Below are 24552 nucleotides of genomic sequence, written 5' to 3'. Positions count from 1 at the left end.
CCGGAAGCTGTTGCGGAGGCTCGATCATGCCAAATGAGCGGCGGTCGGCCCAGTCCTCCCGGGCCAACCACCGCACACCGCACCGCATGTCAACAAACGGGCGGAAGGCGTCAGTTGGGGATCGATCGGCCGAGGGTCAGCCGCCGAACGGGTCCACCACCCACTCGCCCTTGCGCAGCACTCCCTTGAGCTCGAAGTCCGCGTCGAGGAGTACGAGATCGGCGTCCTTGCCCGGTTCCAGGGAGCCCACGCGGTCGTAGAGGCCGAGGAGTTTCGCGGGGTTGGCGCAGAGGGCGGCGACCGTGTCCTCGACCGAGAGGCCGTCGAGGGTGACCGCGCGTTTGAAGGCGCGGTCCTGGGTGAGGGTCGAGCCCGCGATCGAGCCTCCCTCCACGAGGCGGGCCACACCGTCGGAGACCTCCACCTCCAGCGGGCCGAGCATGTACCGGCCGTCGCCGAAGCCGGCCGCGTCCATGGCGTCCGTGATGAACGCGACCCGGTCGGCGCCCGCGTGACGGAACGCCAGCTGGAGGGAGGCCGGGTGGAGGTGGGTGCCGTCGTTGATCAGCTCGACCGTGATCCGCTCGTCCTCCAGGAGCGCGGCGATCGGGCCGGGCTCGCGGTGGCCGAGCTGGGGCATCGCGTTGAAGAGGTGGGTCGCCACGGTCGCGCCCGCGTCGATGGCCTGAACCGTCTGCTCGTACGTCGCGTCCGTGTGGCCGATCGCGGCGATGACGCCGTGTTCGGTGAGGAGGCGTACGGAGTCGAGGCCGCCGGGGAGTTCGGTGGCCAGCGTGACCATGGCCGCCCGGCCGCGGGCCGCGTCGATCAGCTTGCGGACCTCCGCGGGGTCGGGGTCGCGGAGGAGTTCCTCGGAGTGCGCGCCCTTGCGGCAGGGGGAGATGAACGGGCCCTCGAAGTGGATGCCGGCGAGGTCGCCCTGCTCGGCGAGTTCGGAGAGGAGGCCGGCGCGGTGGGCGAGGCCGTCCATGTCGCCGGTGACGGTGGAGGCGACGAGGGTGGTGGTGCCGTGGAGGCGGTGGGTGTGGATGCCGCGCAGTACGTCGTCCACCGTGCCGGAGGTGAAGGAGGCTCCGCCGCCGCCGTGGTTGTGGAGGTCGACGAAGCCGGGGACCACCCAGTGGTTGTCCACGGCGATGGTGTGGGCGTTCCCTGGGGCGCTCGCGGTGATTTTGGTGCCGTCGATGGTCACTCGGCCGTCTTTGACTGTGCCGGTGGGGAGGACGACGTTGGCGCCTTCGAGGACGTAGGGGCCCTTGCGCGGCGGCTGCGGGTTGGTGGGGGCTTGTCGCGCCCCGCGGCGGAGCCGCATGTCGGCACTGTCCCGCGCCCCTGAAGGCGCGCTGCTCGTACCGGAGTCGGGAAGTTGCTGTTGGGGTGGCATCAGGTGCGTACCTCCGAAGGGTGGGGGGTGATGAGGTCCCAGGCCATGAGGCCGGCGCCCAGGGAGCCGGCGGTGTCGCCGAGGGTGGCGGGGACGATGGCCGGCACCTTCTGGAAGGTGACGCGGTGGCGGATGGCGGCCCGCAGGGGGGTGAACAGGGTTTCACCGGCCTCGGCCAGGCCGCCACCGATGACGAGGGTGCGGGGATCCAGCAGGGTGAGGGCGGTGACGAGGCCGTCGGCGAGCGCGTCGACGGCGTGCTGCCAGACGGCCTTCGCGCGGGGGTCACCCGACTCGACGGCCTTGGCGCAGTCCGCCGCGTCGGCCCCGGGATCGCCGGTGGCCTCCGCCCAGGCCTGGCTGACGGCCGCCGCGGAGGCGAACCGTTCCAGACAGCCGTGCTGGCCGCAGGGACAGGGGGTGCCCCCGGGCCGTACGACGATGTGGCCGATCTCGCCCGCGAAGCCGTGGGCGCCCGCCTCCACCCGGCCCTCGACGCCGATCGCGCCGGCGATCCCGGTGCCGAGCGCGACGAAGAGGAAGCGGTCCGCGCCCCGGCCCGCGCCCACGCGCCCCTCGGCGAGCCCGCCGGTGCGCACGTCGTGGCCGAGGGCGACCGGGACGCCGAGGCGCTCCGCGAGCAGCGCGCGCAGCGGGACGTCGCGCCAGCCGAGGTTGGCGGCGTAGACGGCGATGCCCCGGTCGGAGTCGACGATGCCGGGCACGGCGACACCGGCGGCGGCCGCGGGCTCGCCGAAGCGCCGCTCGCCGAGGGCGCGCAGCTCGGCGGCGAAGTCGAGGATCGACGCGACGACGGCGTCCGGCCCGCGCTCGCGCCCGGTGGCCAGGCGTGCTTGATGCAACAGCTCGCCGTCGGCCCCGACCAGCGCGGCCTTCATCCCGGTGCCGCCCACATCGAGGGCGATGACATGTCTCACGGGTGACAGTGTGACCCGTCGACCCGCGAGAGGTCTAGTCCACTTACGTGGTGTAGACCTTATGGAGAAGTTCGAGAAGTTAAGAGATTGACGGGCTTGGACGCTGAGCCTGTGATCCAGGCTGTTGCGTGCGGGGCCGGGCGACAGGTTGGGGCAGTACGAGTGCGACACGGGCAGCGGCGGACGAAGACCGGCGTCAGGAACAGCGGGACGGCGGCACTGGCCGCGCTGGGGCTGATGGCGACGCTTGCGGGCTGCGGAGGCTCGGCGTCCGACGGGCCGGGGGTCACCCTGAAGCTGGTCGCCGCCGACTACGGCGACTCCGAGTCGAACGGCTCCCAGAAGTACTGGGACAAGCTCGTGAAGGCGTACGAGAAGAAGAACCCCGGCGTCACGGTCGACGTCAGCGTCTACTCGTGGAACGACGTCGACCGCAAGGTCAGGGAGCTGGTCGCCGCCGGTGAGGCGCCCGACATGGCGCAGGTGGGCACGTATGCCGACTACGCCTCGACCGGCAAGCTCTACGAGGTCGACGACCTGCTCTCCATCCCCGTCCAGGCGGGCTTCCTGCCCCAGCTCGCCGACGCGGGCAAGGTGCGCAGGGTCGCGTACGGGATGCCGTTCGCCGCGTCCACCCGCGTCCTCTTCTACAACAAGAAGCTCTTCGCCGAGGCGGGCATCGACAGCGCCCCGCGCAGCTGGAGCGAGCTGGCGGCGGACGCCGAGGCCCTCGGCGAGGCCGGTGTCGAGACCCCGTACGCGCTGCCGCTCGGGCCCGAGGAGGCCCAGGCCGAGACGATGCAGTGGCTGCTCAGCGGCGGCGCCGGCTACACCGACAACGTCGGCACCTACCGGATCGACTCCGAGGAGAACGTGCGGACCTTCACCTGGCTCAAGGACGAACTCGTCGACAAGGGCCTCACCGGGCCCACCGCCCCCGCCGAGCTCAACCGCGCCGACGCGTTCGCCGCGTTCGCACGCGGTGAGGTCGGGATGCTCAACGGGCACCCCAGCCTGATGCGGATGGCCGCCGAGCGGGGTGTCGCATACGGGACGGCCGTCATGCCCGGGCGGGACGACCGGGACCATCCCACGATGGGGGTCACCGACTGGATGATGGCGTTCAAGCAGAACGGGCACGGCGAGGAGATCGGGGACTTCCTCGACTTCGTTTACAGCGACGAGAACGTGCTCGCGTTCTCCCGTGAGTACGACCTGCTGCCGGTGACCGCGTCGGCGTCGGAGGCGATGGCCGCGTCCGAGGACGACGCGGATCTCGGGCCGTTCCTGGACGCGCTTCCCAGCGCGGAGCTGTACCCCGTGGGCAAGACCTCCTGGGCGGATGTCAGCGCGGCGGTCAAGGAGCAGATCGGGCGGGCGGTGCGGCCGGACGCGAAGCCGGGGGTCGTGTTGGAGCAACTGCAGCAGACGGCGACCGTCGCGGACAGGGAGGACTAGGGCGCGGCGGGGCGCCTCATAGCTCGGGGGTGCGGGTGCGTCGGCGGGTGCGGGTGAGTGGGGGCTGGTCGCGCAGTTCCCCGCGCCCCTGAAAAGCAGGGGCTGCGCCCCGCTTTTCATCGGCCCGCAGGGCCGTCTTTCAGGGGCGCGGGGAACTGCGCGAGCAACCACGAACCACCCGCACCCGCCGACGCACCGCACCCCCGCGAACCCCCCGGCGCGATGTCACACCCCTCCGCTACGGTCGTCCCATGGACGAGCTCGACCCCCGTGAACAGGCCATCCTCGCCCTGGAGCGCCAGGGCTGGCCCCGCCCCGGCGCCAAGGAGCGGGCCATACGGGAGCGGCTCGGCCTCGCCCCCGTGCGGTACTACCAGCTGCTCAACGCCCTGCTCGACGACCCACGCGCCCTCGCCCACGACCCGGTCACCGTGAACCGGCTGCGGAGAGTGCGAGAGGCCCGCCGGGCCGAGCGATGACGGATAGGGTCGGAGACATGGGCAGCCACAAGGACGCAGAGAACCCCAAGGCCACCTTGCCGACACCCGTGACCCCGGCCGGGCGGGACGCGCTGGACGCGATCCTCGCCGACCCCGGCCGTACGGTGATCGCGCTCGACTTCGACGGCACCCTCGCCCCCATCGTCCCCGACCCCGAACAGGCCCGCGCCCACCCCGACGCGGTCGCCGCGCTGGCCGCACTCGCCCCCAAGGTCTCCTCCGTCGCCGTGGTGACCGGCCGCCCCGCCGCTGTCGCCGTACGCCACGGCGGCTTCGCCGGTGTCCCAGGCCTGGAACACCTCGTCGTCCTCGGCCACTACGGCGCCGAACGCTGGGACGCCGCCACCGGCACCGTCACCGCCCCCGCCCCGCACCCCGGCGTCGCCGCCGTCCGCGCCGAACTGCCCGCCTTCCTCGACGGCGTCGGCGCCCGGCAGGGCACCTGGATCGAGGAGAAGGGCCGCGCGCTGGCCGTCCACACCCGCCGCGCCACCGACCCCCAGGCCGCCTTCGAAGCCCTCTGCTCGCCCCTGACCGACCTGGCCACCCGCCACGGCCTCATCGTCGAACCCGGCCGCCTCGTCCTCGAACTCCGCCCCCCGGGCATGGACAAGGGCGTGGCCCTGCGCGAGTACCTGACGGAGACCGCCGCCGAGTCCGTCCTCTACGCCGGCGACGACCTGGGCGACCTCCCCGCCTTCGCCACCATCGAAAAGCTACGCACCGAAGGCACCCCCGGTCTGCTGGTCTGCAGCGGCAGCGCGGAGGTCACGGAACTGTCGGAGCGGGCGGACGTGGTGGTGGAGGGCCCGGAGGGAGTGGTGCGCTTGCTGGCAGCAATCGCCGAGCACGTATAACGAGGGGGTGCGCGCGGTTCTTTTCAGGGGCGCGGGGAACTGCGCGGGCAACCACACACCACCCGCACTCGCCCGATGCACAGGAACCCCCGAGCTGTTAGGCGCCCCTCACTCCTCCAACGCCCGCAACTGATCCAGGAACCACCGCGTCGGCGGCAACGCCGTAGCCGCGGCGGCGAGCCGTTTCGTACGCTCACCCCGCTCAGCCGCCGGCAGGCACAACGCCTCGTGCAACGCCTCCGCCGTACCGACCACGTCATAGGGGTTCACCCCCACCGCGTCGTCCCCCAGCTCCTCGTACGCCCCGGCCTCCCGCGACAGCACCAGCGCACACCCCTCGTCGGAGACCACCGGCACCTCCTTGGCGACCAGGTTCATACCGTCCCGGATGGGGTTCACCAGCGCCACGTCCGCCAGCCGGTACGCCGCCAGCGACCGCGCGAAGTCGTCCTTCAGATGGAGGATGACCGGGGTCCAGTCCGGCGTGCCGTACCGCTCGTTGATGTCGTCCGCGACCCGCTGGACCTCGGTCATGTAGTCCCGGTACACCGCGAGGTCCTGCCGCGACGGGTACGCGAGGGCGACGTGGACGACGCGCTCGCGCCAGGACGGCTGGTCGTCGAGGAGCTGCCGGTAGGCGTGCAGGCCCCGCACGATGTTCTTGGACAGCTCCGTGCGGTCGACGCGGACGATCGTGCGGCGCGGGGTGCCGTCGGGGGCCGTACCGATCTGCTCCCGCAGCGCGGCCATGCGTGCGTCGACGTCCGCCTCGTGGGCGCGGGCCCGCAGGAAGTCCGCGTCGGCGCCCAGGCCGTGCACGCCGATCCGGGTGCCGGAGGAGATGCCGGGGCCCAGCACGGCGTGACAGCACTCGGTGAACGCGTCCGCCCAGCGCTGTGTGAGGAACGCGGCCCGGTCGGCGCCGAGGATGCCGCCGAGCACCTTCGCGGCGATGTCGTCGGGGAGCAGCCGGAAGTACTCCACCGGCGCCCACGGGGTGTGTGAGAAGTGGCCGATGCGCAGGTCGGGGCGGAGTTCGCGCAGCATGCGGGGGACCAGGGTCAGGTGGTAGTCCTGCACGAGCACGGCCGCGCCGTCCGCCGCCTCCTGCGCGAGCGCCTCGGCGAAGGCGTGGTTGTACGTCTCGTACGAGGCCCACTGGCGCCGGAACTCCGCGTCGAAGGACGGCTCCAGCGGGGTCTGGTAGAGCATGTGGTGCACGAACCACAGCGTGGAGTTGGCCACGCCGTTGTAGGCGTCGTGGTGCACGTCGGCGGGGATGTCGAGCATGCGGACGCGCTGCCCTCCGGTCGCGTCCACGGAGAGGTGGGCGCCGGAGGAGCGCCGTACCGCCTCGCGGTCGCCGTCGCCCAGCGCCGAGCAGACCCACACCGCGCCGACGTCCGGTCCGATGGCCGACAGGCCCGAGACGAGCCCGCCTCCGCCGCGCTTGGCGGTGAGTGCGCCGGTTTCGTCGAGCGAGAAGGAGACCGGGCCGCGGTTGGACGCGACCAGGACTTCCGCGCCGTGCGTTGATGCCATACGGCTCAACCTAGCCAGCGGTGGAACCGGTCAAACGTACGGTTCGGCCGTATACAGGAGCGCCCCGGGGGGTGGGGGGTGCCTGTGGGACGGCGAGTGCGGGTCCGGTGGGGGCTTGTCGCGCAGTTCCCCGCGCCCCTGAAGACCAGGCCCTGCGGGCCTGAAAAGCACGGCCCGCCACTCGACCGCTCGACCCCTCGCTCAAGCGGCCCTCCGCCGCGCGTACTCCGTGATCTCGATCATCGGCGGCCTCTCCTCCAGGTCCACCGAGTACGTCCGCGGCTCGAAGCCCTCCGCACCCCGCTCGAACTGGGTCAGGACGGGCCGGACCAGGTGGCCCCGGGCCAGCCGGAGCTGAGCCGTTCGATAGATCGCCGCGGACATGCGGCCGAGCGCCGCGCCGTCCTGGTGGCGGTGCTTGCGGACGCCCACGTCGACCTGCGCGAGCGCGTCGAGGCCGACCAGGTGGAGCGCGTCGATCAGCATGCCCAGCTCCACGCCGTAGCCCACCGGGAAGGGGAGCTGTTCCAGCAGGGATCGGCGGGCCGCGTACTCGCCGCCGAGGGGCTGGACGAAGCCGGCCAGCTGGGGCCAGTGCATGTTGAGGAGGGGGCGGGCCATGAGTTCGGTCACACGGCCGCCCTGGCCGGCGGCCGTCGTGCCGGAGGCGCGCCCGTCGGACACCGTGAGGGGGCGGTCGTACATCGCCTTGACGAGGTCGACGCCGGGATCGGTGAGCAGCGGGCCGACGATCCCGGAGACGAAGTCGGAGGAGAACTCCTTGAGGTCCGCGTCTATGAAGCAGACGATGTCGCCGCTCGTGACGAGGAGGGAGCGCCACAGGACCTCGCCCTTGCCGGGGGCGGTGGGCATACGGGGCAGGATCTCGTCGCGGTGGACCACCGTCGCCCCGGCCGCCGCGGCCACCTGGGACGTACGGTCGGTCGAGCCGGAGTCGACGACCACGATCTCGTCGACGAGCGGGACCTGCAGCATGAGGTCATGGCGGATGATCGCGACGATGTCGCCGACCGTCGCCTCCTCGTTCAGCGCGGGCAGGACGACGCTGATCGTCTGTCCCGAGGCCCGTTTCGCGGCCATGATCTTGTGGAGCGGGCGGTCGGCCATGGACCAGGAGCGGGTGCTCAGCCAGCGCTCGACTTCTTTCAGCACAGTGCGCGGCTCCTCTGCGTTCATCTCGCGGTTCGGACGGCTCTCTCAACTGTCCTGGCCTTCGGTTACAGTCTTGGACAACGCTGGTGACCATCGCATGTCGGTGTTCGTGTGCGTATACAACCAAATACCGCTCATCCAGAGGGGCAGAGGGATACGGCCCGATGAAGCCCCGGCAACCCTCCAGCCGGTCTCGTGACGATCACTGTCGATCACCCCGCGAGGCTCCCGGCTAGGGAAGGTGCCAAATCCGTCTCACGGCGAGATGCGTCGTGAGGAAGATGAGGAGAAAGGGCCTCGCCTCACATGGCTGCGCAGACTGTTGTAACCGAATCCACGAAGACCGTCGACCTCGGCCCCGCCGCCGCCCTCAGCTGTCGCGAGTGCGGTCACCGCGTTCCGCTGGGACCGGTCTTCGCCTGCGAGGAGTGTTTCGGGCCGCTGGAGATCGCGTACGACTACTCCGCCTACGAGGCGGAGGAGCTGCGGAAGAAGATCGAGTCCGGGCCCGCCAACATCTGGCGTTACGCGCCCCTGCTGCCCGTCCCGGCCGATGTCGCCGACAAGCCGAACATCAACCCCGGCTGGACCCAGCTCGTCAAGGCCGACAACCTGGCGCGTGAGCTGGGCGTGACCGGCGGGCTCTACATCAAGGACGACTCCGGCAACCCGACGCACTCCTTCAAGGACCGCGTAGTCGCCCAGGCCCTGGAGGCGGCCCGCGCCTTCGGCTTCACCACCCTCTCCTGCTCCTCCACCGGCAACCTCGCCGGTGCCGTGGGCGCCGCCGCCGCGCGCGCCGGTTTCCGGTCCTGTGTGTTCATCCCGCACGACCTGGAGCAGGGCAAGGTCGTCATGGCCGCGATCTACGGCGGCGAGCTCGTCGGCATCGAGGGCAACTACGACGACGTGAACCGCTTCTGCTCCGAGCTGATCGGCGACCCGGCCGGCGAGGGCTGGGGCTTCGTCAACGTCAACCTGCGGCCGTACTACGCGGAAGGGTCGAAGACGCTCGCGTACGAGATCTGCGAGCAGCTCGGCTGGAAGCTGCCGGACCAGCTGGTCGTGCCGATCGCCTCCGGGTCGCAGCTCACGAAGATCGACAAGGGTCTGCAGGAGCTGATCAAGCTCGGGCTCGTCGAGGACAAGCCGTACAAGATCTTCGGCGCGCAGGCGGAGGGGTGCTCGCCGGTGTCGGTGGCCTTCAAGGCCGGGCACGACGTGGTGCGGCCCCAGAAGCCGAACACCATCGCGAAGTCGCTCGCGATCGGCAACCCGGCGGACGGGCCGTACGTCCTCGACATCGCCCGGCGTACGGGTGGGGCCGTGGAGGACGTGAACGACGAGCAGGTCGTCGAGGCGATCAAGCTTCTCGCGCGGACCGAGGGGATCTTCGCGGAGACCGCGGGCGGGGTGACGGTCGGAGTCACCCGGAAGCTGATCGAGAACGGGGTGCTCGACCCCTCGCTGACGACGGTCGTCCTCAACACGGGGGATGGTCTGAAGACGCTGGACGCGGTGGCCGGGACCGGGCTCACCGCGACGATTCGGCCCAACCTTGATTCGTTCCGTGCGGCTGGTCTTGCGTAAGGCTCGTTACCGCTAGTTGTTCGGCTGCGGGCCTGTGAGGGCTGGTCGCGCAGTTCCCCGCGCCCCTCAGGTTCGCTGCACTTCCCGGAGGTTTCACATCATGTCCGTCAACGTACGCATTCCTACCATCCTTCGTACCTACACCGGTGGTCAGGCCGAGGTTCAGGCCGAAGGAGCGACCCTCGCCGAGGTCATCGCCGACCTGGAGAAGAACCACAACGGGATCGCCGCCCGGGTTCTGGACGATCAGGGCAAGCTGCGGCGGTTCGTGAATGTGTACGTGAATGACGACGATGTCCGGTTCGAGCAGGGGCTGGAGACGGCCACGCCCGACGGTGCGGGCGTGTCGATCATCCCGGCCGTCGCGGGCGGCTGACCCGCGGTCAGTACCGGCCGGTAGTAACCGTCGGTAACAATGATTACCGAGCGTTCATCGAATTGCCCCCTCCGCGAGAGAAGCGGAGGGGGCAATTCTCTATGATTGAGCACGGTACAGTTGGGGAACCCGGGCCGATCACCGTAGTGATTTCATGCCGGGCGCATATTTGATCGCGCCGCACGCCCTATATGAAGTAGCCAAAGTGTGCATGACTTTTGCGTGTTTCATTCCTTTTGTGGGGCCCGACTTGCCCTGAATTCGGGGGAATTGTTCGTACATTCCCGACCGGTCGTGTCCAGAATTCTCGTCCGATTGCCCTGTTGCAGAGGGCAGTTGGACAGATACATTCGGCCGCGGTCGACGCGTTCCGGCGCACACCCCCAACCGTTGGGGGGTGAGGTCTGACCCGGATCCACGAAGTGTGGATCTGTGCAAGGGCCAGTAATAGGGGAGTTAGGCATGGCTCAGGGCACCGTCAAGTGGTTCAACGCGGAGAAGGGGTACGGCTTCATCGCGGTCGACGGTGGTGCGGATGTATTCGTCCACTACAGCGCGATCCAGATGGACGGTTACCGCACCCTGGAAGAGGGCCAGCGGGTCGAGTTCGAGATCTCGCAGGGTCAGAAGGGGCCGCAGGCGGACATGGTCCGGCTGGCGGCCGGCTGAAGTACGCGCCGGGTTTCAACGCAGCGACGTTCTTCGTTCTTTTCGGGAGGGCTCGCACCCCGTACAGGGGTGCGGGCCTTCCTGCGTGTGGGGGTGACCTAGAGGCTCCGAGCCGCTGACGAGCCGCGTCGAGCCGCTGCCGGGAGGGCGCGCGGGGGCGCGTTCACCTGCGGATCACCGAGAGGCGCTTGCACTCGCAGGGGGCGAGTGCTAATCATTGGCGTTAGCACTCTGAAGGTGAGAGTGACAACGAGGACCGGGTCGGTGAGGCCCGCAGGCCATGTGGGGCAAGGAACCACGAGGCAGGCAGGCCGTCCGTCGCGGGCGCCAGCGCGGTCCGGAGCAATCCACCCCAGTCCGGGAGGACCACTTCACATGGCCAAGATCATCGCGTTCGACGAGGAGGCGCGGCGCGGCCTCGAGCGCGGCATGAACCAGCTCGCGGACGCCGTCAAGGTGACGCTCGGCCCCAAGGGCCGGAACGTCGTCCTCGAGAAGAAGTGGGGCGCCCCCACGATCACCAACGATGGTGTGTCCATCGCCAAGGAGATCGAGCTCGAGGACCCGTACGAGAAGATCGGCGCCGAGCTGGTCAAGGAAGTCGCGAAGAAGACGGACGACGTAGCCGGTGACGGCACGACGACCGCGACTGTCCTCGCCCAGGCGCTCGTCCGCGAGGGCCTGCGCAACGTGGCGGCCGGCGCCAACCCGATGGCCCTGAAGCGCGGTATCGAGAAGGCCGTCGAGGCCGTCTCCGGTGCGCTGCTCGACCAGGCCAAGGAGGTCGAGACCAAGGAGCAGATCGCCTCCACGGCCTCCATCTCCGCCGCCGACACCCAGATCGGCGAGCTGATCGCCGAGGCCATGGACAAGGTCGGCAAGGAAGGCGTCATCACGGTCGAGGAGTCGCAGACCTTCGGTCTGGAGCTCGAGCTCACCGAGGGCATGCGCTTCGACAAGGGCTACATCTCCGCCTACTTCGCGACCGACATGGAGCGCATGGAGGCGGTGCTCGAGGACCCCTACATCCTCATCGCCAACTCCAAGGTCTCCAACGTCAAGGACCTGCTCCCGCTCCTGGAGAAGGTCATGCAGTCGGGCAAGCCGCTGCTGATCATCGCCGAGGACGTCGAGGGCGAGGCCCTGTCGACCCTGGTCGTCAACAAGATCCGTGGCACCTTCAAGTCCGTCGCCGTCAAGGCCCCGGGCTTCGGTGACCGCCGCAAGGCCATGCTCGGCGACATCGCCATCCTCACGGGCGGCGAGGTCATCTCCGAGGAGGTCGGCCTCAAGCTGGAGAACGCGACCCTGGATCTCCTGGGCCGCGCCCGCAAGGTCGTCATCACCAAGGACGAGACCACGATCGTCGACGGCTCCGGCGACACCGACCAGGTCCAGGGCCGGGTCAACCAGATCCGTGCCGAGATCGAGAACTCCGACTCGGACTACGACCGCGAGAAGCTCCAGGAGCGCCTGGCGAAGCTCGCGGGCGGCGTGGCCGTCATCAAGGCCGGTGCCGCGACCGAGGTCGAGCTCAAGGAGCGCAAGCACCGCATCGAGGACGCCGTTCGCAACGCGAAGGCGGCCGTCGAGGAGGGCATCGTCGCCGGTGGTGGCGTGGCCCTGCTCCAGGCCTCCACGGTCTTCGAGAAGCTGGACCTGGAGGGTGACGAGGCGACCGGCGCCAACGCCGTGAAGCTCGCCCTGGAGGCCCCGCTCAAGCAGATCGCCGTCAACGGTGGTCTCGAGGGTGGCGTCATCGTCGAGAAGGTGCGCAACCTGCCCGTCGGTCACGGTCTGAACGCCGCGACCGGTGAGTACGTCGACATGATCGCCGAAGGCATCATCGACCCGGCGAAGGTGACCCGTTCCGCCCTGCAGAACGCCGCCTCCATCGCCGCGCTCTTCCTCACCACCGAGGCCGTCATCGCCGACAAGCCGGAGAAGGCCGCCGCGCCCGCCGGTGGCGGTATGCCGGGCGGTGACATGGACTTCTGATCGACCCTGGTCGATCACCGTCCCGCGTGTACCGAGGGCGGCACCCCCTGCCGAGTCAGGGGGTGCCGCCCTCGGGCGTGTCCGGGGTCACAGTCGGTGGGATGCCGCGGTGGAATTCCGTGACGGGCGGGGTGGTTGAGCAGAGAAGAACTTACATGCGTGCGCATGTAGTGCATCTTCCGCTCGATGTCCGTACGACCCACCGAGGAGCCCCCACGTGACCACCGCCTCCACCTCCCGTGCCGCCGAGGTGCTGTCCCGCCCCGTCACGATCAACGGTCTGACCATCCCCAACCGGATCGCCATGGCCCCCATGACGCGGGTGTTCTCGCCCGGCGGTGTGCCCGGCGCGGACGTGGCCTCGTACTACGGGCGGCGGGCTGCCGCGGGGGTCGGGCTGATCGTGACCGAGGGGACGTACGTCGGGCACGAGACGGCCGGAGACCTGGACGGGGTGCCCCGGTTCGCCGGGGAGGAGCAGCTCGCCGGGTGGGCGAAGGTCGCCGAGGCCGTGCACGCCGGGGGCGGCACGATCGTGCCGCAGCTGTGGCACATCGGCACCGTCCGGCAGCAGGGCAAGCTCTTCCCGGACGCCCCGGTGTTCGGTCCCTCCGGACTGAAGGTCGACGGCACCGAGGCCGAGGGCGGCCGGGCCATGACGCAGGCCGACATCGACGAGGTCATCGCGGCCTTCGCCAAGTCCGCCGCCGAGGCCGAGCGCATAGGCATGGACGGCGTCGAGCTCCACGGCGCCCACGGCTATCTGATCGACCAGTTCCTGTGGGAGCGCACCAACCGCCGTACGGACTCCTACGGCGGTGACCTCGTCGCCCGTACGAAGTTCGCGGCGGAGATCGTGGCGGCCGTACGGGACTCCGTGTCCGCGACCTTCCCCGTCATCTTCCGCTACTCGCAGTGGAAGCAGGAGGCGTACGACGGGCGGCTCGCCGAGACGCCCGAGGAGCTGGAGGCGCTGCTGAAACCGCTGGTCGCGGCCGGTGTCGACGCGTTCCACGCCTCCACGCGCCGCTACTGGCAGCCGGAGTTCGAGGGCTCCGAGCTCAACCTCGCGGGCTGGACGAAGAAGCTCACCGGCAAGCCCACCATCACCGTCGGCTCGGTCGGCCTGGACGGCGAGTTCCTCGCGGCGTTCACCGGTGAGGGGGCGACCCTCAAGGGGATCGACGACCTGTTGGACAGCCTGGAGGCCGAGGAGTTCGACCTCGTCGCCGTGGGCCGCGCGCTGCTCCAGGACCCCGAGTGGGCGGCGAAGGTGCTCGACGGCCGCTTCGGTGAGCTGAAGGCGTTCGAGCCGGCCGCGCTGGGCTCCCTCAGCTGAGGATCTTTCGCCAACTCTCCTCATTACCTGGCGGTAGTGATCTAATTCCGTCATATGCGTCGTTGTAGGGTCGAGCCCGCAGCGTCGCCCGGCACCCCAACGGCCGCTCTTCCGGTGGCAGTTGGGGTGTTCTGTTGTGTGCGGCCGCTCCCCTTCACCCCCCTCCAGGAACGGGACGAGAGATCCAATGGCACGACACAAGCTCACCCTCAGGAGCAAGCGCCTCATCGCGGCCGGTGCCGCCGTGGCGGCCGTGGCGGGCGGTCTCGCCGTCGCCGCCACGGCGGGAGCCAGCGAGACCGTCGGGAAGGCGTCCGCGAACGCGTCCGTGGACGCGTCGGTGAAAGCGTCCGTGAAGGCGCCCGTACAGAAGGTCGTCGTCAAGACGGTCTTCGCGCCGGCGGACACCGCCGACCTGGCTCCGGCGGTCACCTACAACACCGAACTCGTGCCACTAGCCGGGCGGGTGCAGGTCAAGGAGGAGCTGCGGCGGGACGGCGGTACGCGGATCGAGTTGCGGCTGCGGGACCTCGTCGCGAACCGTACGTACGGCGCCCACGTCCACACCAAGCCGTGCGGGAAGCTGCCCGCCGACGCCGGGCCGCACTACCAGGACAAGCTGGACCCGAAGCAGCCGTCCGTTGACCCGGAATACGCTAACCCCGAGAACGAGGTGTGGCTGGATCTGAACACCAACGACGACGGCTCGGCGCGTTCCGTCGCGGTCGTCGACTGGCGGTTCCGTGACGGCGGGGCCCGTTCCGTGGTGCTGCACGAGACGGCCACCTCCACCCACGAGGGCCACGCGGGCACTGCCGGTGCGCGGCTGGCCTGCGTGAACGTTCCCTTCAAGTAGTCCGTTTCCGGCTTCAGTTGGTTGACTCAGGCAAGCTCGCTGGGCTTGGGTGAGGCGGAAGACCGCTTCACCCTCAGCGAGGAGTCGACGAATGACAGCAGTCGGTGATCTTGTCGTGCGCACCCGGGCCGGTGCGGTGCGCGGACGGGGAGAGGATGGTCTCGCCGTCTTCCGGGGGATTCCGTTCGCCGAACCGCCCGTGGGGGAGGCCCGGTTCGCGGCGCCGAAGCCCGTGCGTGCCTGGGAGGGGACCCGGGAGGCGTACGACTTCGGCCCGCCGCCTCCGCAGGAGTCGGGCATCCAGGGCCGAATGGGCACACTGGACGGGCCCCTGGGTGACGACTGGCTGACGGTCAACGTCTGGACCCCGGAGGCGGACCCGGCCGCCCGCCGCCCGGTGATGGTGTGGATCTACGGCGGCGCCTACAAACTCGGCCACTCCGGCAGCCCCGGCTACGACGCGCGGCATCTCGCGCGGGCCGGTGATCTGGTCGTCGTCACCTTCAACTACCGCGTGGGTATCGAGGGTTTCGCGAGCATCGACGGGGTGCCCGCGAACCGGGGCCTGCTGGACCAGGTCGCCGCGCTGGAGTGGGTGCGGGACAACATCGAGGCGTTCGGCGGTGACCCCGGGCAGGTCACGGTCTTCGGGGAGTCGGCGGGAGCGGGTTCCGTCGCCTCGCTGCTGGCCATGCCGAGTGCGCGCGGTCTGTTCGGGCGGGCCATCGCGCAGAGCGTGCCCGGTACGTTCTTCTCCGACGCGCTCGCCCGGGACATCGCGGCCGAGATAGCCAAGGAGGCGGGCCTCTCCCCGACGGCCGCCGCGCTGTCCTCCGTCGATCCGCGCCAACTCACCTCGGTGGGCGAGGCGGTGGGCGCGAAGATGCGACAGTACGAGGACCGGTGGGGGCAGGTCGCGCCCACCGCCACGCCCTTCTCGCCGGTCGTCGACGGTGAGGTGCTGCCGTGCACCCCGTGGGAGGCGCTGGCGGCGGGTGCGGGCCGGGACGTGGAGCTGCTGGTCGGCCACAACCGCGACGAGTTCCGGCTGTTCCTCGTCCTGGCCGGGCAGCTCGACAAGATCGGCGAGGAGCAGGCGGCCTGGGCCCTGCGGACGTTCGCGCCGGGCGGCCCGGACGGTGAGCGGGCCTACCGCGCGGCCTACCCGGACGCCACGCCCGCCGCGCTGTTCGAACGCGTGCAGACGGACTGGCTGTTCGGCATACCCTCGCTCCGGCTGGCCGAGGCGCAGGTCGCGGGCGGCGGCCGGGCGCACCTGTACGAGCTGACCTGGCCGGCCCCGGGCTACGGCGGTGTGCTCGGCGCGTGCCACGGCCTGGACATCCCGCTGGTGTTCGGCACGTACGAGGCGGACCTCGGTCAGCTGCTGTTCGCGGGCAGCGGGGTCCCGCCGGAGGCGAAGGCGCTGACCGACCGCTTCCAGACGGCGTGGACGGCGTTCGCGCGCACCGGGGAGCCGGGCTGGCCGGCGTACGAGGGCGGCGACGGTGGCCGGCTGACGCAGGTGCTGGATGTGGAGCCGGAGGTGAGGCCGTATCCGGAGGAGGTCTCGCGGCGGCTGTGGCAGGGGTACGAGTTCGCGGCGCTGCCTCTGCGGTCGGCTCCCTCGGCCTGACCCGCGCTCATGAACCTTCCCTTGGATTCCCGCCAAGATTGCTGACAGGACGGGGCGAGCGATGATGCCGGTCCCGCGAGTGCTGCGGGCCCGGCGCCGTGGATCAGGCGTAGTCCTTGAGCTTCTCGGTCTTGAGGGTGATGTTGACGGGGGCGGGTAGCTCGACGGTTGCCCCCCAAGGGTAGGTAGCGGCCTGCTGGTAGCGGCCGTCCTTGGGCTCGCTGAAGACCTTGAGGGTGTTGTCGTCGCGGTCGATCAGCAGGTAGACGGGGATGCCGGCCGCCGCGTAGCCGAGGGGCTTGTCGGTCCTGCGACGGTGGTTGGTGTCCTGGTCCCGTGAGGTGATCTCGAGAGCCATGAGGAGTCCGTCGGTGTCGGACCACTCGCCGTGGCCCTTGAAGTGGCCCCGAGGGGCGAGGATCCCGTCCGTGCGGGTGCGGCCGTTACGGTCGGCCTCGCTCCTGACGCCGGAATTCGGGTAGAGGCTGAGGTCCGGCCGAAGCTGCAGGAACCGACGGCACAGCCACATGTAGATGCAGCTGTGAGTGCCGTCCCCCGGCAATTTCACCTGCAGCTTCCCGCTGATGTACTCAAGCCGGAAGGTCTCGGGGCAGCGGCGCTCCAGTTCCTCGAACTCCTCGACGCTGAGGGGCTCTTTCGTTCGGACCTGCCCGTCGACGAATTCGAGGCGTACGTGCGCCGGGGCCGCGTCGGCCAGTTCCTCGAAGTCCTCAGCAAACCACTTCGGGCCTTCCGTCATACAGGTGTCCTGTCTTGTCGGCGGTTGTACATAGCGGCACGGATCTCGGCTGCGTGGGTGTGGACTGCCGCTGCGGGCAGGGGCGTGTTGGCGTGGGCGGGGGCGCGTTCGCCTCGGCAGGCGCCGCACATGCCGCCCGGCAGGGCCTCCGGGGGGCCCGGCGTGCCGCACTCGGCGCACTCCAGCATGCGGAGGGGCGGGCGTGCCGCTTCCGGGTTTCGTTCCGGTTCCGGTGGGAGCTTGCTGAGGAGACGGGTGCGGAGGATGGCCGCCGGGCTGTGGACCGGGGTGGGGAGGCCGGCGGTGAGGGCCCGGTGGATGGACTCGTCGGTGGCGCCGCGTTCGAACCAGGGCAGCAGGAGCGGGGCCAGCGCCGCGCAGTCCGCCTGGGAGAGGGAGAGCGCGGGGGTCGCGCGGCCCAGGGCCGCGAGGAGGATGTGGGCGCGGGAACGGGTCGGGGCCTTCTCCGGCTCCCGCGGTACGTCGCCCCGTGTGAACCTCGCCCACCAGTCGTCGTCCCGTGCCGTCCGGGAGAACCACGATCGGGTGATCCAGCGCTCACTGCCCGAGGCGGCGGTCACGCGCTCACGGCCCCGGCGCAAGTGGCCCGCCTCCTGGAGCCTGTTGAGGGCGGTGCGCAGGGCGCACTGGCCGTACGGGAGGGTCTTGGCCAGCGTCTTCACGCTGATGTCGGCGCCGTTGGGGAGGCGGTCGATGAACGCGGCGATGGCTGCTTCGCGGGGTGGGAGATCGGCGAAGTCGTGGGCCGTACGGGGAAGTTGGCCGGGGGCGGCGCGCTTGCCGTAGCCCGGGTTGGCCATGGGGTGGCGGGTATCGGGGGCCGGGAGAGCGTGCGCGGGCAGGAAGGCGGCACTAAGCTTGGCAGTAGCCATGGGGATCGAACTTGTCCTTCGATCTCGTAGGTCAAGCCCCCGCAGGTGCTGGTAACACCTGGCGGGGGCTGTTTCGTCTGCGCGCACGCTATCAGCAATGTCACCGTGCGTGGCAAGCCGAATGCGGCAAGTCAACACGCCGGGTGGGAGGGTGGGTTGAGGCCCACCCTCCCCATCCTTACAGAGAGGGCTCGGGGCTCGGGGCTTGAGCTTCGGGGCCGGTTCGGCCGGTTCGGTCCGTGCGTCAGCCCATGCTCTTGGCGCCGTCCAGGGACTCCCGGATGATGTCGGCGTGGCCGGCGTGCTGGGCGGTCTCGGCGATGATGTGCATCAGCGTCCTCCGGGCCGACCACCATGCGTCGCCCTCGAACCACGGGGCCTTGGGCAGCGGATGCGAAGCGCCCAGGTCGGGCAGGGCGGCGACGACTTCGGCCGTCCGGTCGGCCGTCTCGGCGTACGCGGCCAGCACGTCGGCCAGCGTCTCGCCGGGCAGCATCCGGAACTCGTCGGCCCGCCGGGCCCAGTCCTCCTCCGTCATGGCGGTGAAGTCACCCATCGCCGACGGGCCGTTCTGGATGAAGTCCACCCAGTTCCGTTCCACCGACGTGACGTGCTTGATCAGGCCGCCGAGGCACAGTTCGCTGGCGGTGGTCCGCTGCCCGGCCTGCTCGTCGGTGAGGTCGCGGGTGGTGAAACGCAGGAAGTGGCGGTTGTTGGCCAGCGTTTCCAGCAGGTCGGTGCGCTCGTCGGTGGTCAGGGCCGGGGCGTTCTCGGTGGTGTTCATGACTGAACGGTAGGGGCCATGTAGGCCAGATCCTGACCGCTTGGGTCGGGAGTGCCGGAGATCTTCGACGAACGCGGTCCAGGCCTGGGCCCGGAACACGAGCTTCGGGCCGAGGGGGTCCTTGGAGTCGCGCACGGGGATGAGGGCGGCCACGGTTCTACCCCGTGGACGTACGTGACGGCCGGCTCGGCGAGGTGATGGGCCGCGAGGGCGGTTACGTACAGCTGCGGCCCGTCGGCGGCGGCCGGGAGTGGGACTGCCCGCCGGACGCCTTGCGGGACGTACCGCCGCCTGAGCTGCGGCCCAGGTCGGTTACCGGTTCACCTTGAAGTGGTGAGTGGCCTGCTCGTTCATCCAACTCAGGCGGTCGATCTTGGCGTCGAGGTAACCCGCTGCGAAGAGCCGGGCGACGATTCCGGTCGGGGTCCGGTACGACTGCTCGTCGCGCTTGTGGCGTTGTATCGCCTGGTCGAGCCAGACCTCGGGAGGGGTCTGGTGCGCGTTGCGGAGTTCCGTTCGGCGCATCCGGGGCGCGTCGAAGCCGAGATGGGCGTCGAGCTGCGCGACTGTACGCAGGTGGTCGAACCGTTCCCACGCGTCCGCGTACGCGGCCTCGCTGAGGGCCAGGTGTTCGGTGAAGACCGGGCGGAGCTGTCCGTGCAGATGCTCGGCGCCCGCCTGGCGGCCGAGCGTTCTGCGGGGGCCGAGGAGCAGGGCCGCGGGCCCCGGCTCCCCGCTGACCGGCGAGTGGGCCTGGGGCTCGGTGAGGACGCGGACCAGGGTGTGCCAGCGCTCGGCGGCGAGCGCGGCGACCCCGGCCGCGTAGATCACCGTCGTGGCGGAGGCCCGCGCGAGCAGCAGCAGGGCCTCGTCGCCGTCGCCGTCGACGGACTTGCCGAGCTGCTCGATGTCCCGCATCCACCAGCGGTCCGTCGTCTCGCCGCCCCAGTACGCGGCGGTGGCGACCAGGGAGAGGAGGAGTTCGGACTCGGCCTCCAGGACCTTCAGCCGGCGCTGGTGCTCGGCCTCGGCGTCCGGGACTCTCCAGGGGCCGGTGGTGTGGACCGGCAGGGTGGCGATGCGGCTGAACTCGCGACGCAGGGTGTCATGCAGGGTGATGGCCTGCTGGGTGCCGGACAGGGCGCGCTTGGCGGAGGCGACGGCGATGGCGATGCTCGCGGGGTGGCGGCGCTCGGTGTCGACGAGGGCGTCCACGGCGTCGGCGACCTGGCCGAAGAAGGTGTCGGCTTCGGCCTGGACGTACGTGGCGCGGCGGTGCGCGAGCAGGTCCTGGGCGTGGGTGGAGAGTTCTTTCGGGTCGGTCCAGTAGGAGGCGAAGACGCGGTCGGTGCTGCGGGCGAGCGCGTTGCGCAGGGCGGGGTCCCAGGTGGCGGACCAGCCGGTGACGACGAGGCCGTAGTCGGCGAAGACGCGGTCGAGGAGCGCGTCGACCTTCGGCGTGTAACGGTCCAGCTCCTCGGGGGTGTTGAGCATGCTCGTCGGGTTGAGGTAGTCGCCGTGGACATGCACCACGAGGCAGTTGAGGGTGTGCGGCGGGGCCAGGCCGACCGCGTCGTCCGGGTGCGCCACGACCGTCGGCTCGACCCCCGCCTCGCGCAGCGCGCTCTCCATCAGCCGGTCGAAGTTGGTCGTCAGCACGATCCGTACGTGCCCGGCGGCGACCAGGCGCGCGATCGCCCGGTGCGCGGCCGTGGGCTGCTTGCGGCCCTCCTCGCGGTCCTGCTCGTTCGGCTCGAAGTAGGACCGCAGCAGCGCCTGCCGCTCGTACGGGGTGCTCGTCAGCGCGGCCAGCAGGGAGTCGTAGGTGGCGGGGTGGCCGAAGCGCTCCTCGTACCAGGCGTGCGGGTCGCCGATCTCGGTGGCGCCCTCCGCCGACGCCAGCCGCTCGATCAGGTCCTGCTGCACGTCCCACGCCGACGGCATTCCCGCCGAGATCGAGGCCCCGGCCCCGAGCAGGACGGCGTACCCACCGGGGGTGGCGCGCAGGGCGAAGGCGAGTTGTACGTACGGTTCCACGGCTGACCTCCACGTACGGCGGCACGACGGGGCACGACGGGGCACGGCGGGGCATGACGGAACGGCGGTCGCGCGAGGGCGGGACGTCCTGCTGTCCAGCTTACCGTCATGCTGACGAGAAGTGGAGGTGTGAGGGATCGTGTGGGGCGTCGTGCGGGGCTCCATGTGGTGGTGAAGTCCCGTGGGATTGCTACAAGTTGCCCAGCGGTTCGATGTCCATGCGGATCGGCTCGCCCCAGATGCGCAGCACCTCGTAGTCGGTGAACTCGTAGACCAGGCGGTAGGCGATCGCCGGGCGGGGGCCTCTGCGCTGGGCGGCGAGGTAGAGCTCGGCCTCGCGGCGGTCGCGGCGGGGGGTGCCGCAGAGCTGCCAGACCTGGCCGTTCCACGCCTCCGGGAGCCAGCGCTGCTGGGGTTGGGGGCGGTCGTCCCGAACGCCGTAGCGGGACGGGGTCGGGGTGGCCGGGCCGGTGGGGCGGGGCGGACCGTAGCTGTCGTTCAGCTCGGTGCGGCGGGCGGTGCGGCGGCGGGTCTCGCAGAGCAGGCAGAGGTCGGGGGCCTCCTCGTCGACCGGGCCGTTCGGATGCTCCGCGCAGCGCGTCGTCGGAGCGGCCGTCGAGACCGTGTCGTCCAGCAGCTCCAGGGCTCGTCTGATGTCGGCCTTCACCTCGTGCAGCCGCGCGTCCGGCGTGTCGGCGTTCAGCGCCTCGCCGTGCTCCCCGAGCAGACGCAGGGCACGGCCGAGGGCGGTGAGCTGGGCGTGGTTCACGGGGCTCGGTCCTTCCCTGGGAGACATCCGAGACATCTGAGATATCCGGGACATTCGAGATGTCGGAGACGTCAGCGATCCCCACCACCGTGCCACACGCCACTGACAGTGGCCCCGGAGGCCGGGCTTCCGCCTGCCTCGCCGCGCGGGCTCAGCCCCTGGCCGCCGCCAGGGCCGCCCGCAGGTGCCCCTCGTTCTCCGTCAGCAGGCGGGTGGCCGTGGGCGCGTCCACGCCGCTCAGGAGGATGAGGATGGCGTTCTTCACCTGGCCGCCCGAGGCGGTGAGGGCCGTGTCGATCTCGTCGTCCGTCGCGCCCGTGGCGAGGGCGACGATGCGGTGGGAGCGGGCGCGGAGTTTGTCGTTGGTGGCGCGGACGTCGACCATCAGGTTTCCGTAGGTCTTGCCGAGGCGGATCATGGTGATCGTCGAGAGCATGTTGAGGACCAGCTTCTGCGCCGTGCCCGCCTTGAGACGGGTCGAGCCCGTCACCAGCTCGGGGCCCACGACGATCTCGATGCCGTGGTCGGCGGCGGCCGCGAGCGCGCTGGCCGCGTTGCAGGACAGGCCGACCGTCAGCGCGCCGGCCGCGCGCGCGTGCTCCACCGCGCCGACCGCGTACGGCGTGCGGCCCGAGGCGGAGACGCCGACCACCGTGTCGTCGGGCGTCAAGCCGAGCGCGTCGAGGTCGGCGCGGGCCAGCTCCGCCGAGTCCTCCGCCCCCTCGATCGAGGTGACCACGGCCTCCCGGCCACCCGCGATGAGCCCCACGACCTGGGACGGCGCCGTATTGAAGGTCGGCGGGCACTCGGAGGCGTCCAGAACTCCCAGGCGGCCCGCCGTGCCCGCGCCTGCGTAGATCAGCCGGCCGCCCCGGGCCATCCGCTCGGCGATCGCGTCGATCGCCGCCGCGATCAGCGGCAACTGCGCGGAGACGGCCGTCGGCACCGCCGCGTCCTCGGTGTTCATCAGCTTCGCGATGTCGAGGGTCGGAAGCTGATCGATGTCCGCGAGCTCCGGCCGGAACGCCTCGGTGGTCAGCGACTCCAGCTCGGCGCGCACGGAGAGGTGGTTGGGAAGAGCGGAGGCGTTGGGGGAGGTGGCCATGGTGACTCATTCCGTACGGTGCGGTGCGGTGCGACTGTGTCTTCAGGGCGGACGCCGTGGTCGTCTGCGGGGGCGGGGGCCTTGCGGTCGTCTGCGGGTGCGTCGTGGTTGGTCGCGCGGTTGCCCGCGCCCCTGACGGGGCCCTACCGCGAAGGCCCTCCGACCCGGTGCCGATGAGCCAGCGCCTCGTACGACGCCGACAACGCCGGGGCCGCCGACTCGTACGTCTTCTGCGCCACTCCGATGAACAGGCAGTCCACCACCAGCAGTTGGCTCGTCCGGGACGACATCGCCGCCGGCCGCAGCTCGCTCTCCCGGGCCGTCGACGTCGTCAGGACGTGGTCGGCGTACTGGGACACCGGCCCGTCCGGCCGCCCGGTGATCGCGATCGTGGTGGCCCCGTGGTCGAAGGCGACCCGCAGCGGCTCGATGACGTCGCCCGTCGAACCGGAGTGGGTGATCGCTATGGCCACGTCCTTCGCGCGGAGCTGCACGGCGTTGGTGACGGCGAGGTGCGGGTCGCTGTGCGCGTGGGCTATCAGCCCGATGCGGAGCAGTTTCTGCGTGAGGTCCTGGGCGACGAGGCCGGACGCCCCGACTCCGTAGATGTCTATGCGGCGGGCCCCGGCGAGCGCCCCGACCGCCGCGCCGAGCTGGGCCATGTCGAGTCCGGCCGCCGTGTCCGCGAGGGTCTGCTGCTCGTCGTAGGCGAGCTTGGCGACGACGTCCGGCAGCGGGTCGTCGACCGCGATGTCGGCCGTGACGGAGGGTGCGCGGCCCGACTCCTGGTGGGCGGCGAGGCCGGCGAGGGCGAGGCGGAGGTCGCGGTAGCCGGGGTAGCCGAGGAGGCGGGCGGTGCGGACGACCGTGGCCTCGCTGGTCCCGGTGAGCTCGGCGAGGCCGGTGACCGTGAGCGCCGCGCAGCCCGCCGGGTCGGCGGCGACGGTCTCCGCGACGCGCTGCATCGAACGGGTCATGGAAGGGGCCAGCGTCCGCACCTTCGCCGCGAGGGCGGCGGGGGCGGGCGGCGCGGACGTGCCGTGCCCTCCGGCCGGGCGGCCTGCGGCTTCCACCGGTCCTCCAGGTGCGAAAATTTCCTTCACGTCATCGCTCACCTTATGAAAGATATTTTCTGTTCGGTCGTGTGGTCAAGGGTGCGCACAATGGACGCATGAGTACCGGCAGTGACCCCGTGAGCCCCCTTGAGCAGGCGCTGCACGCGGCCCGCGCCCTCGTGATCGCCGATCTGGTGGCCGGGCAGGTCGCCGAGGCGGACGTCGTGTCGATGGTCGAGGAGTCCGTCGTGCAACGCCGCTGGTGGGTCGAGCAGTGGCCGGACGGCGCGGCCTACGTCGCCGGGCTCGTCGCCCAGGACGTCCAGGACGCCCTGCTCGAACGGTACGGCCGTTGGCCCCTCTGCCCGGTCTGCGGCGCCGGCGACCCGCACGCGCTCGACGTGGAGCCGGCGCTGGGGCCCGACCCGCAGTGGGTGTGCCACAAGGCGGGCGTGCGGGTCTCGGCCGTGGGCTCGCTGGCCACCGCCTCCGGAGGGGCGCCGCCCTCGTGACCCTCTACATCGACCCGCCCACCTGGCCGGGGCACGGGCGCATGTGGTCCCACCTCGTCAGCGACGTGTCCTTCGACGAACTGCACGCCTTCGCCGGGCGACTGGGCATCCCCGAGCGTGCCTTCGAACGCGACCACTACGACATCCCGTCCCACCGCTACACGGAGGTCGTACAGGCGGGCGCCGTCGAGGTGGGCTCGAAGGAACTCCTGCGCCGACTGACCGGGGCGGGCCTACGCAGACCGAAACGCCGGGGGCCACCGGCCTGAGGGGGCCGGCCGGCCCCGGTCAGCCGACCGC

At 70.8% G+C, this 24552-nt stretch carries 24 protein-coding genes, 1 pseudogene and 1 riboswitch; of the genes and pseudogenes, 13 read left to right on the top strand and 12 right to left on the bottom strand.

What is annotated here, in order from left to right:
* Positions 1-136 precede the first annotated feature (136 nt).
* Together nagA and ACWD26_RS18310 are read right to left on the bottom strand one after the other, a co-directional pair.
* Complete coding sequence (nagA, locus tag ACWD26_RS18315; RefSeq protein WP_451271185.1) at positions 137-1333, bottom strand: N-acetylglucosamine-6-phosphate deacetylase; 1197 nt, start codon at positions 1331-1333, stop codon at positions 137-139.
* A 71-nt stretch (positions 1334-1404) separates the two neighbouring features.
* The gene (locus tag ACWD26_RS18310) at positions 1405-2343 is read right to left on the bottom strand and encodes an ROK family protein (protein WP_451271183.1); all 939 of its coding nucleotides are present in this window, start codon (positions 2341-2343) and stop codon (positions 1405-1407) included.
* A gap of 237 nt (positions 2344-2580) precedes the next feature.
* Here ACWD26_RS18310 and ACWD26_RS18305 point away from each other — a divergent pair, with 237 nt between their 5' ends.
* The 3 genes from ACWD26_RS18305 (at position 2581) to otsB (ending at position 5158) form a co-directional block, all read left to right on the top strand.
* Positions 2581-3801: an extracellular solute-binding protein gene (locus tag ACWD26_RS18305; protein ID WP_451271472.1), complete on the top strand. Its 1221-nt coding sequence runs from the start codon at positions 2581-2583 to the stop codon at positions 3799-3801.
* Positions 3802-4052: 251 nt separating this feature from the next.
* Positions 4053-4280 (top strand): DUF3263 domain-containing protein, encoded by a 228-nt coding sequence (locus ACWD26_RS18300; RefSeq protein WP_451271181.1) that lies wholly within the window; start codon positions 4053-4055, stop codon positions 4278-4280.
* Between the two features lie 17 nt (positions 4281-4297).
* Positions 4298-5158 (top strand): trehalose-phosphatase, encoded by an 861-nt coding sequence (gene otsB / locus ACWD26_RS18295; protein ID WP_451271179.1) that lies wholly within the window; start codon positions 4298-4300, stop codon positions 5156-5158.
* A gap of 108 nt (positions 5159-5266) precedes the next feature.
* On the opposite strand, the gene ACWD26_RS18290 is transcribed toward otsB, so the two are convergent.
* Together ACWD26_RS18290 and ACWD26_RS18285 are read right to left on the bottom strand one after the other, a co-directional pair.
* Positions 5267-6700 (bottom strand): alpha,alpha-trehalose-phosphate synthase (UDP-forming), encoded by a 1434-nt coding sequence (locus ACWD26_RS18290; protein WP_451271177.1) that lies wholly within the window; start codon positions 6698-6700, stop codon positions 5267-5269.
* Between the two features lie 201 nt (positions 6701-6901).
* On the bottom strand, positions 6902-7873 hold the full coding sequence (locus ACWD26_RS18285) for a glucosyl-3-phosphoglycerate synthase (RefSeq protein ID WP_451271175.1): 972 nt from the start codon (positions 7871-7873) through the stop codon (positions 6902-6904).
* A 131-nt stretch (positions 7874-8004) separates the two neighbouring features.
* Positions 8005-8161: riboswitch (SAM riboswitch) on the top strand.
* An 18-nt stretch (positions 8162-8179) separates the two neighbouring features.
* On the opposite strand from ACWD26_RS18285, the gene thrC reads away from it, so the two are divergent.
* From thrC to ACWD26_RS18250, 7 genes are all read left to right on the top strand, one after another.
* Positions 8180-9463: a threonine synthase gene (gene thrC / locus ACWD26_RS18280; protein WP_451271173.1), complete on the top strand. Its 1284-nt coding sequence runs from the start codon at positions 8180-8182 to the stop codon at positions 9461-9463.
* Between the two features lie 100 nt (positions 9464-9563).
* Entirely contained in the window at positions 9564-9839 is a 276-nt protein-coding gene (locus tag ACWD26_RS18275) for a MoaD/ThiS family protein (RefSeq protein ID WP_046917988.1), read from the top strand.
* Between the two features lie 462 nt (positions 9840-10301).
* On the top strand, positions 10302-10508 hold the full coding sequence (locus ACWD26_RS18270) for a cold-shock protein (RefSeq protein ID WP_005486335.1): 207 nt from the start codon (positions 10302-10304) through the stop codon (positions 10506-10508).
* Between the two features lie 375 nt (positions 10509-10883).
* The gene (gene groL, locus ACWD26_RS18265) at positions 10884-12506 is read left to right on the top strand and encodes a chaperonin GroEL (RefSeq protein WP_451271171.1); all 1623 of its coding nucleotides are present in this window, start codon (positions 10884-10886) and stop codon (positions 12504-12506) included.
* 217 nt (positions 12507-12723) lie between these two features.
* The gene (locus ACWD26_RS18260; RefSeq protein ID WP_451271169.1) at positions 12724-13845 is read left to right on the top strand and encodes an NADH:flavin oxidoreductase; all 1122 of its coding nucleotides are present in this window, start codon (positions 12724-12726) and stop codon (positions 13843-13845) included.
* Positions 13846-14032: 187 nt separating this feature from the next.
* Positions 14033-14701 (top strand): superoxide dismutase family protein, encoded by a 669-nt coding sequence (locus ACWD26_RS18255; RefSeq protein ID WP_451271167.1) that lies wholly within the window; start codon positions 14033-14035, stop codon positions 14699-14701.
* A 91-nt stretch (positions 14702-14792) separates the two neighbouring features.
* Complete coding sequence (locus ACWD26_RS18250) at positions 14793-16337, top strand: carboxylesterase/lipase family protein (protein ID WP_451271165.1); 1545 nt, start codon at positions 14793-14795, stop codon at positions 16335-16337.
* Between the two features lie 103 nt (positions 16338-16440).
* Here ACWD26_RS18250 and ACWD26_RS18245 read toward each other — a convergent pair whose 3' ends face one another.
* The 4 genes and pseudogenes from ACWD26_RS18245 to ACWD26_RS18230 form a co-directional block, all read right to left on the bottom strand.
* Positions 16441-17097, bottom strand: a complete 657-nt coding sequence (locus tag ACWD26_RS18245) for a Uma2 family endonuclease (protein ID WP_451271163.1) — start codon at positions 17095-17097, stop codon at positions 16441-16443.
* Positions 17094-17918, bottom strand: coding sequence for a hypothetical protein (locus ACWD26_RS18240; protein WP_451271470.1), 825 nt, complete (start codon positions 17916-17918; stop codon positions 17094-17096). The genes ACWD26_RS18245 and ACWD26_RS18240 overlap by 4 nt, the downstream gene beginning before the upstream one ends.
* A 316-nt stretch (positions 17919-18234) precedes the next feature.
* The gene (locus tag ACWD26_RS18235) at positions 18235-18774 is read right to left on the bottom strand and encodes a DinB family protein (RefSeq protein WP_451271468.1); all 540 of its coding nucleotides are present in this window, start codon (positions 18772-18774) and stop codon (positions 18235-18237) included.
* Between the two features lie 66 nt (positions 18775-18840).
* Positions 18841-18927, bottom strand: a pseudogene (locus ACWD26_RS18230) (DUF397 domain-containing protein); the annotation flags it as partial.
* An 11-nt stretch (positions 18928-18938) separates the two neighbouring features.
* Here ACWD26_RS18230 and ACWD26_RS18225 point away from each other — a divergent pair.
* Positions 18939-19103, top strand: a complete 165-nt coding sequence (locus tag ACWD26_RS18225; protein WP_451271488.1) for a hypothetical protein — start codon at positions 18939-18941, stop codon at positions 19101-19103.
* Here ACWD26_RS18225 and ACWD26_RS18220 read toward each other — a convergent pair.
* The 4 genes from ACWD26_RS18220 to ACWD26_RS18205 form a co-directional block, all read right to left on the bottom strand.
* Positions 19087-20811, bottom strand: coding sequence for an SIR2 family protein (locus tag ACWD26_RS18220; protein ID WP_451271161.1), 1725 nt, complete (start codon positions 20809-20811; stop codon positions 19087-19089). The genes ACWD26_RS18225 and ACWD26_RS18220 overlap by 17 nt on opposite strands.
* Before the next feature lie 190 nt (positions 20812-21001).
* Positions 21002-21580 carry a hypothetical protein gene (locus ACWD26_RS18215; protein WP_451271159.1) on the bottom strand — a complete coding sequence of 193 codons (579 nt, stop codon included), beginning with the start codon at positions 21578-21580 and terminating at the stop codon, positions 21002-21004.
* Positions 21581-21731: 151 nt separating this feature from the next.
* Complete coding sequence (gene murQ / locus ACWD26_RS18210) at positions 21732-22685, bottom strand: N-acetylmuramic acid 6-phosphate etherase (protein WP_451271157.1); 954 nt, start codon at positions 22683-22685, stop codon at positions 21732-21734.
* A 143-nt stretch (positions 22686-22828) separates the two neighbouring features.
* A complete protein-coding gene (locus ACWD26_RS18205; RefSeq protein ID WP_451271155.1) occupies positions 22829-23800 on the bottom strand; it encodes a MurR/RpiR family transcriptional regulator in 972 nt (323 codons plus the stop codon).
* Positions 23801-23856: 56 nt separating this feature from the next.
* Between ACWD26_RS18205 and ACWD26_RS18200 the strand changes: the two genes are divergently transcribed.
* Complete coding sequence (locus tag ACWD26_RS18200; RefSeq protein ID WP_451271153.1) at positions 23857-24252, top strand: hypothetical protein; 396 nt, start codon at positions 23857-23859, stop codon at positions 24250-24252.
* Positions 24249-24521: a DUF4031 domain-containing protein gene (locus ACWD26_RS18195; RefSeq protein ID WP_451271151.1), complete on the top strand. Its 273-nt coding sequence runs from the start codon at positions 24249-24251 to the stop codon at positions 24519-24521. The genes ACWD26_RS18200 and ACWD26_RS18195 overlap by 4 nt, the downstream gene beginning before the upstream one ends.
* Positions 24522-24552: the final 31 nt, after the last annotated feature.

The organism is Streptomyces sp. NPDC002787, from assembly GCF_053592095.1.
Note: the sequence above shows the minus strand (reverse complement) of the source record. Positions and strands in the feature narration are given on the sequence as shown.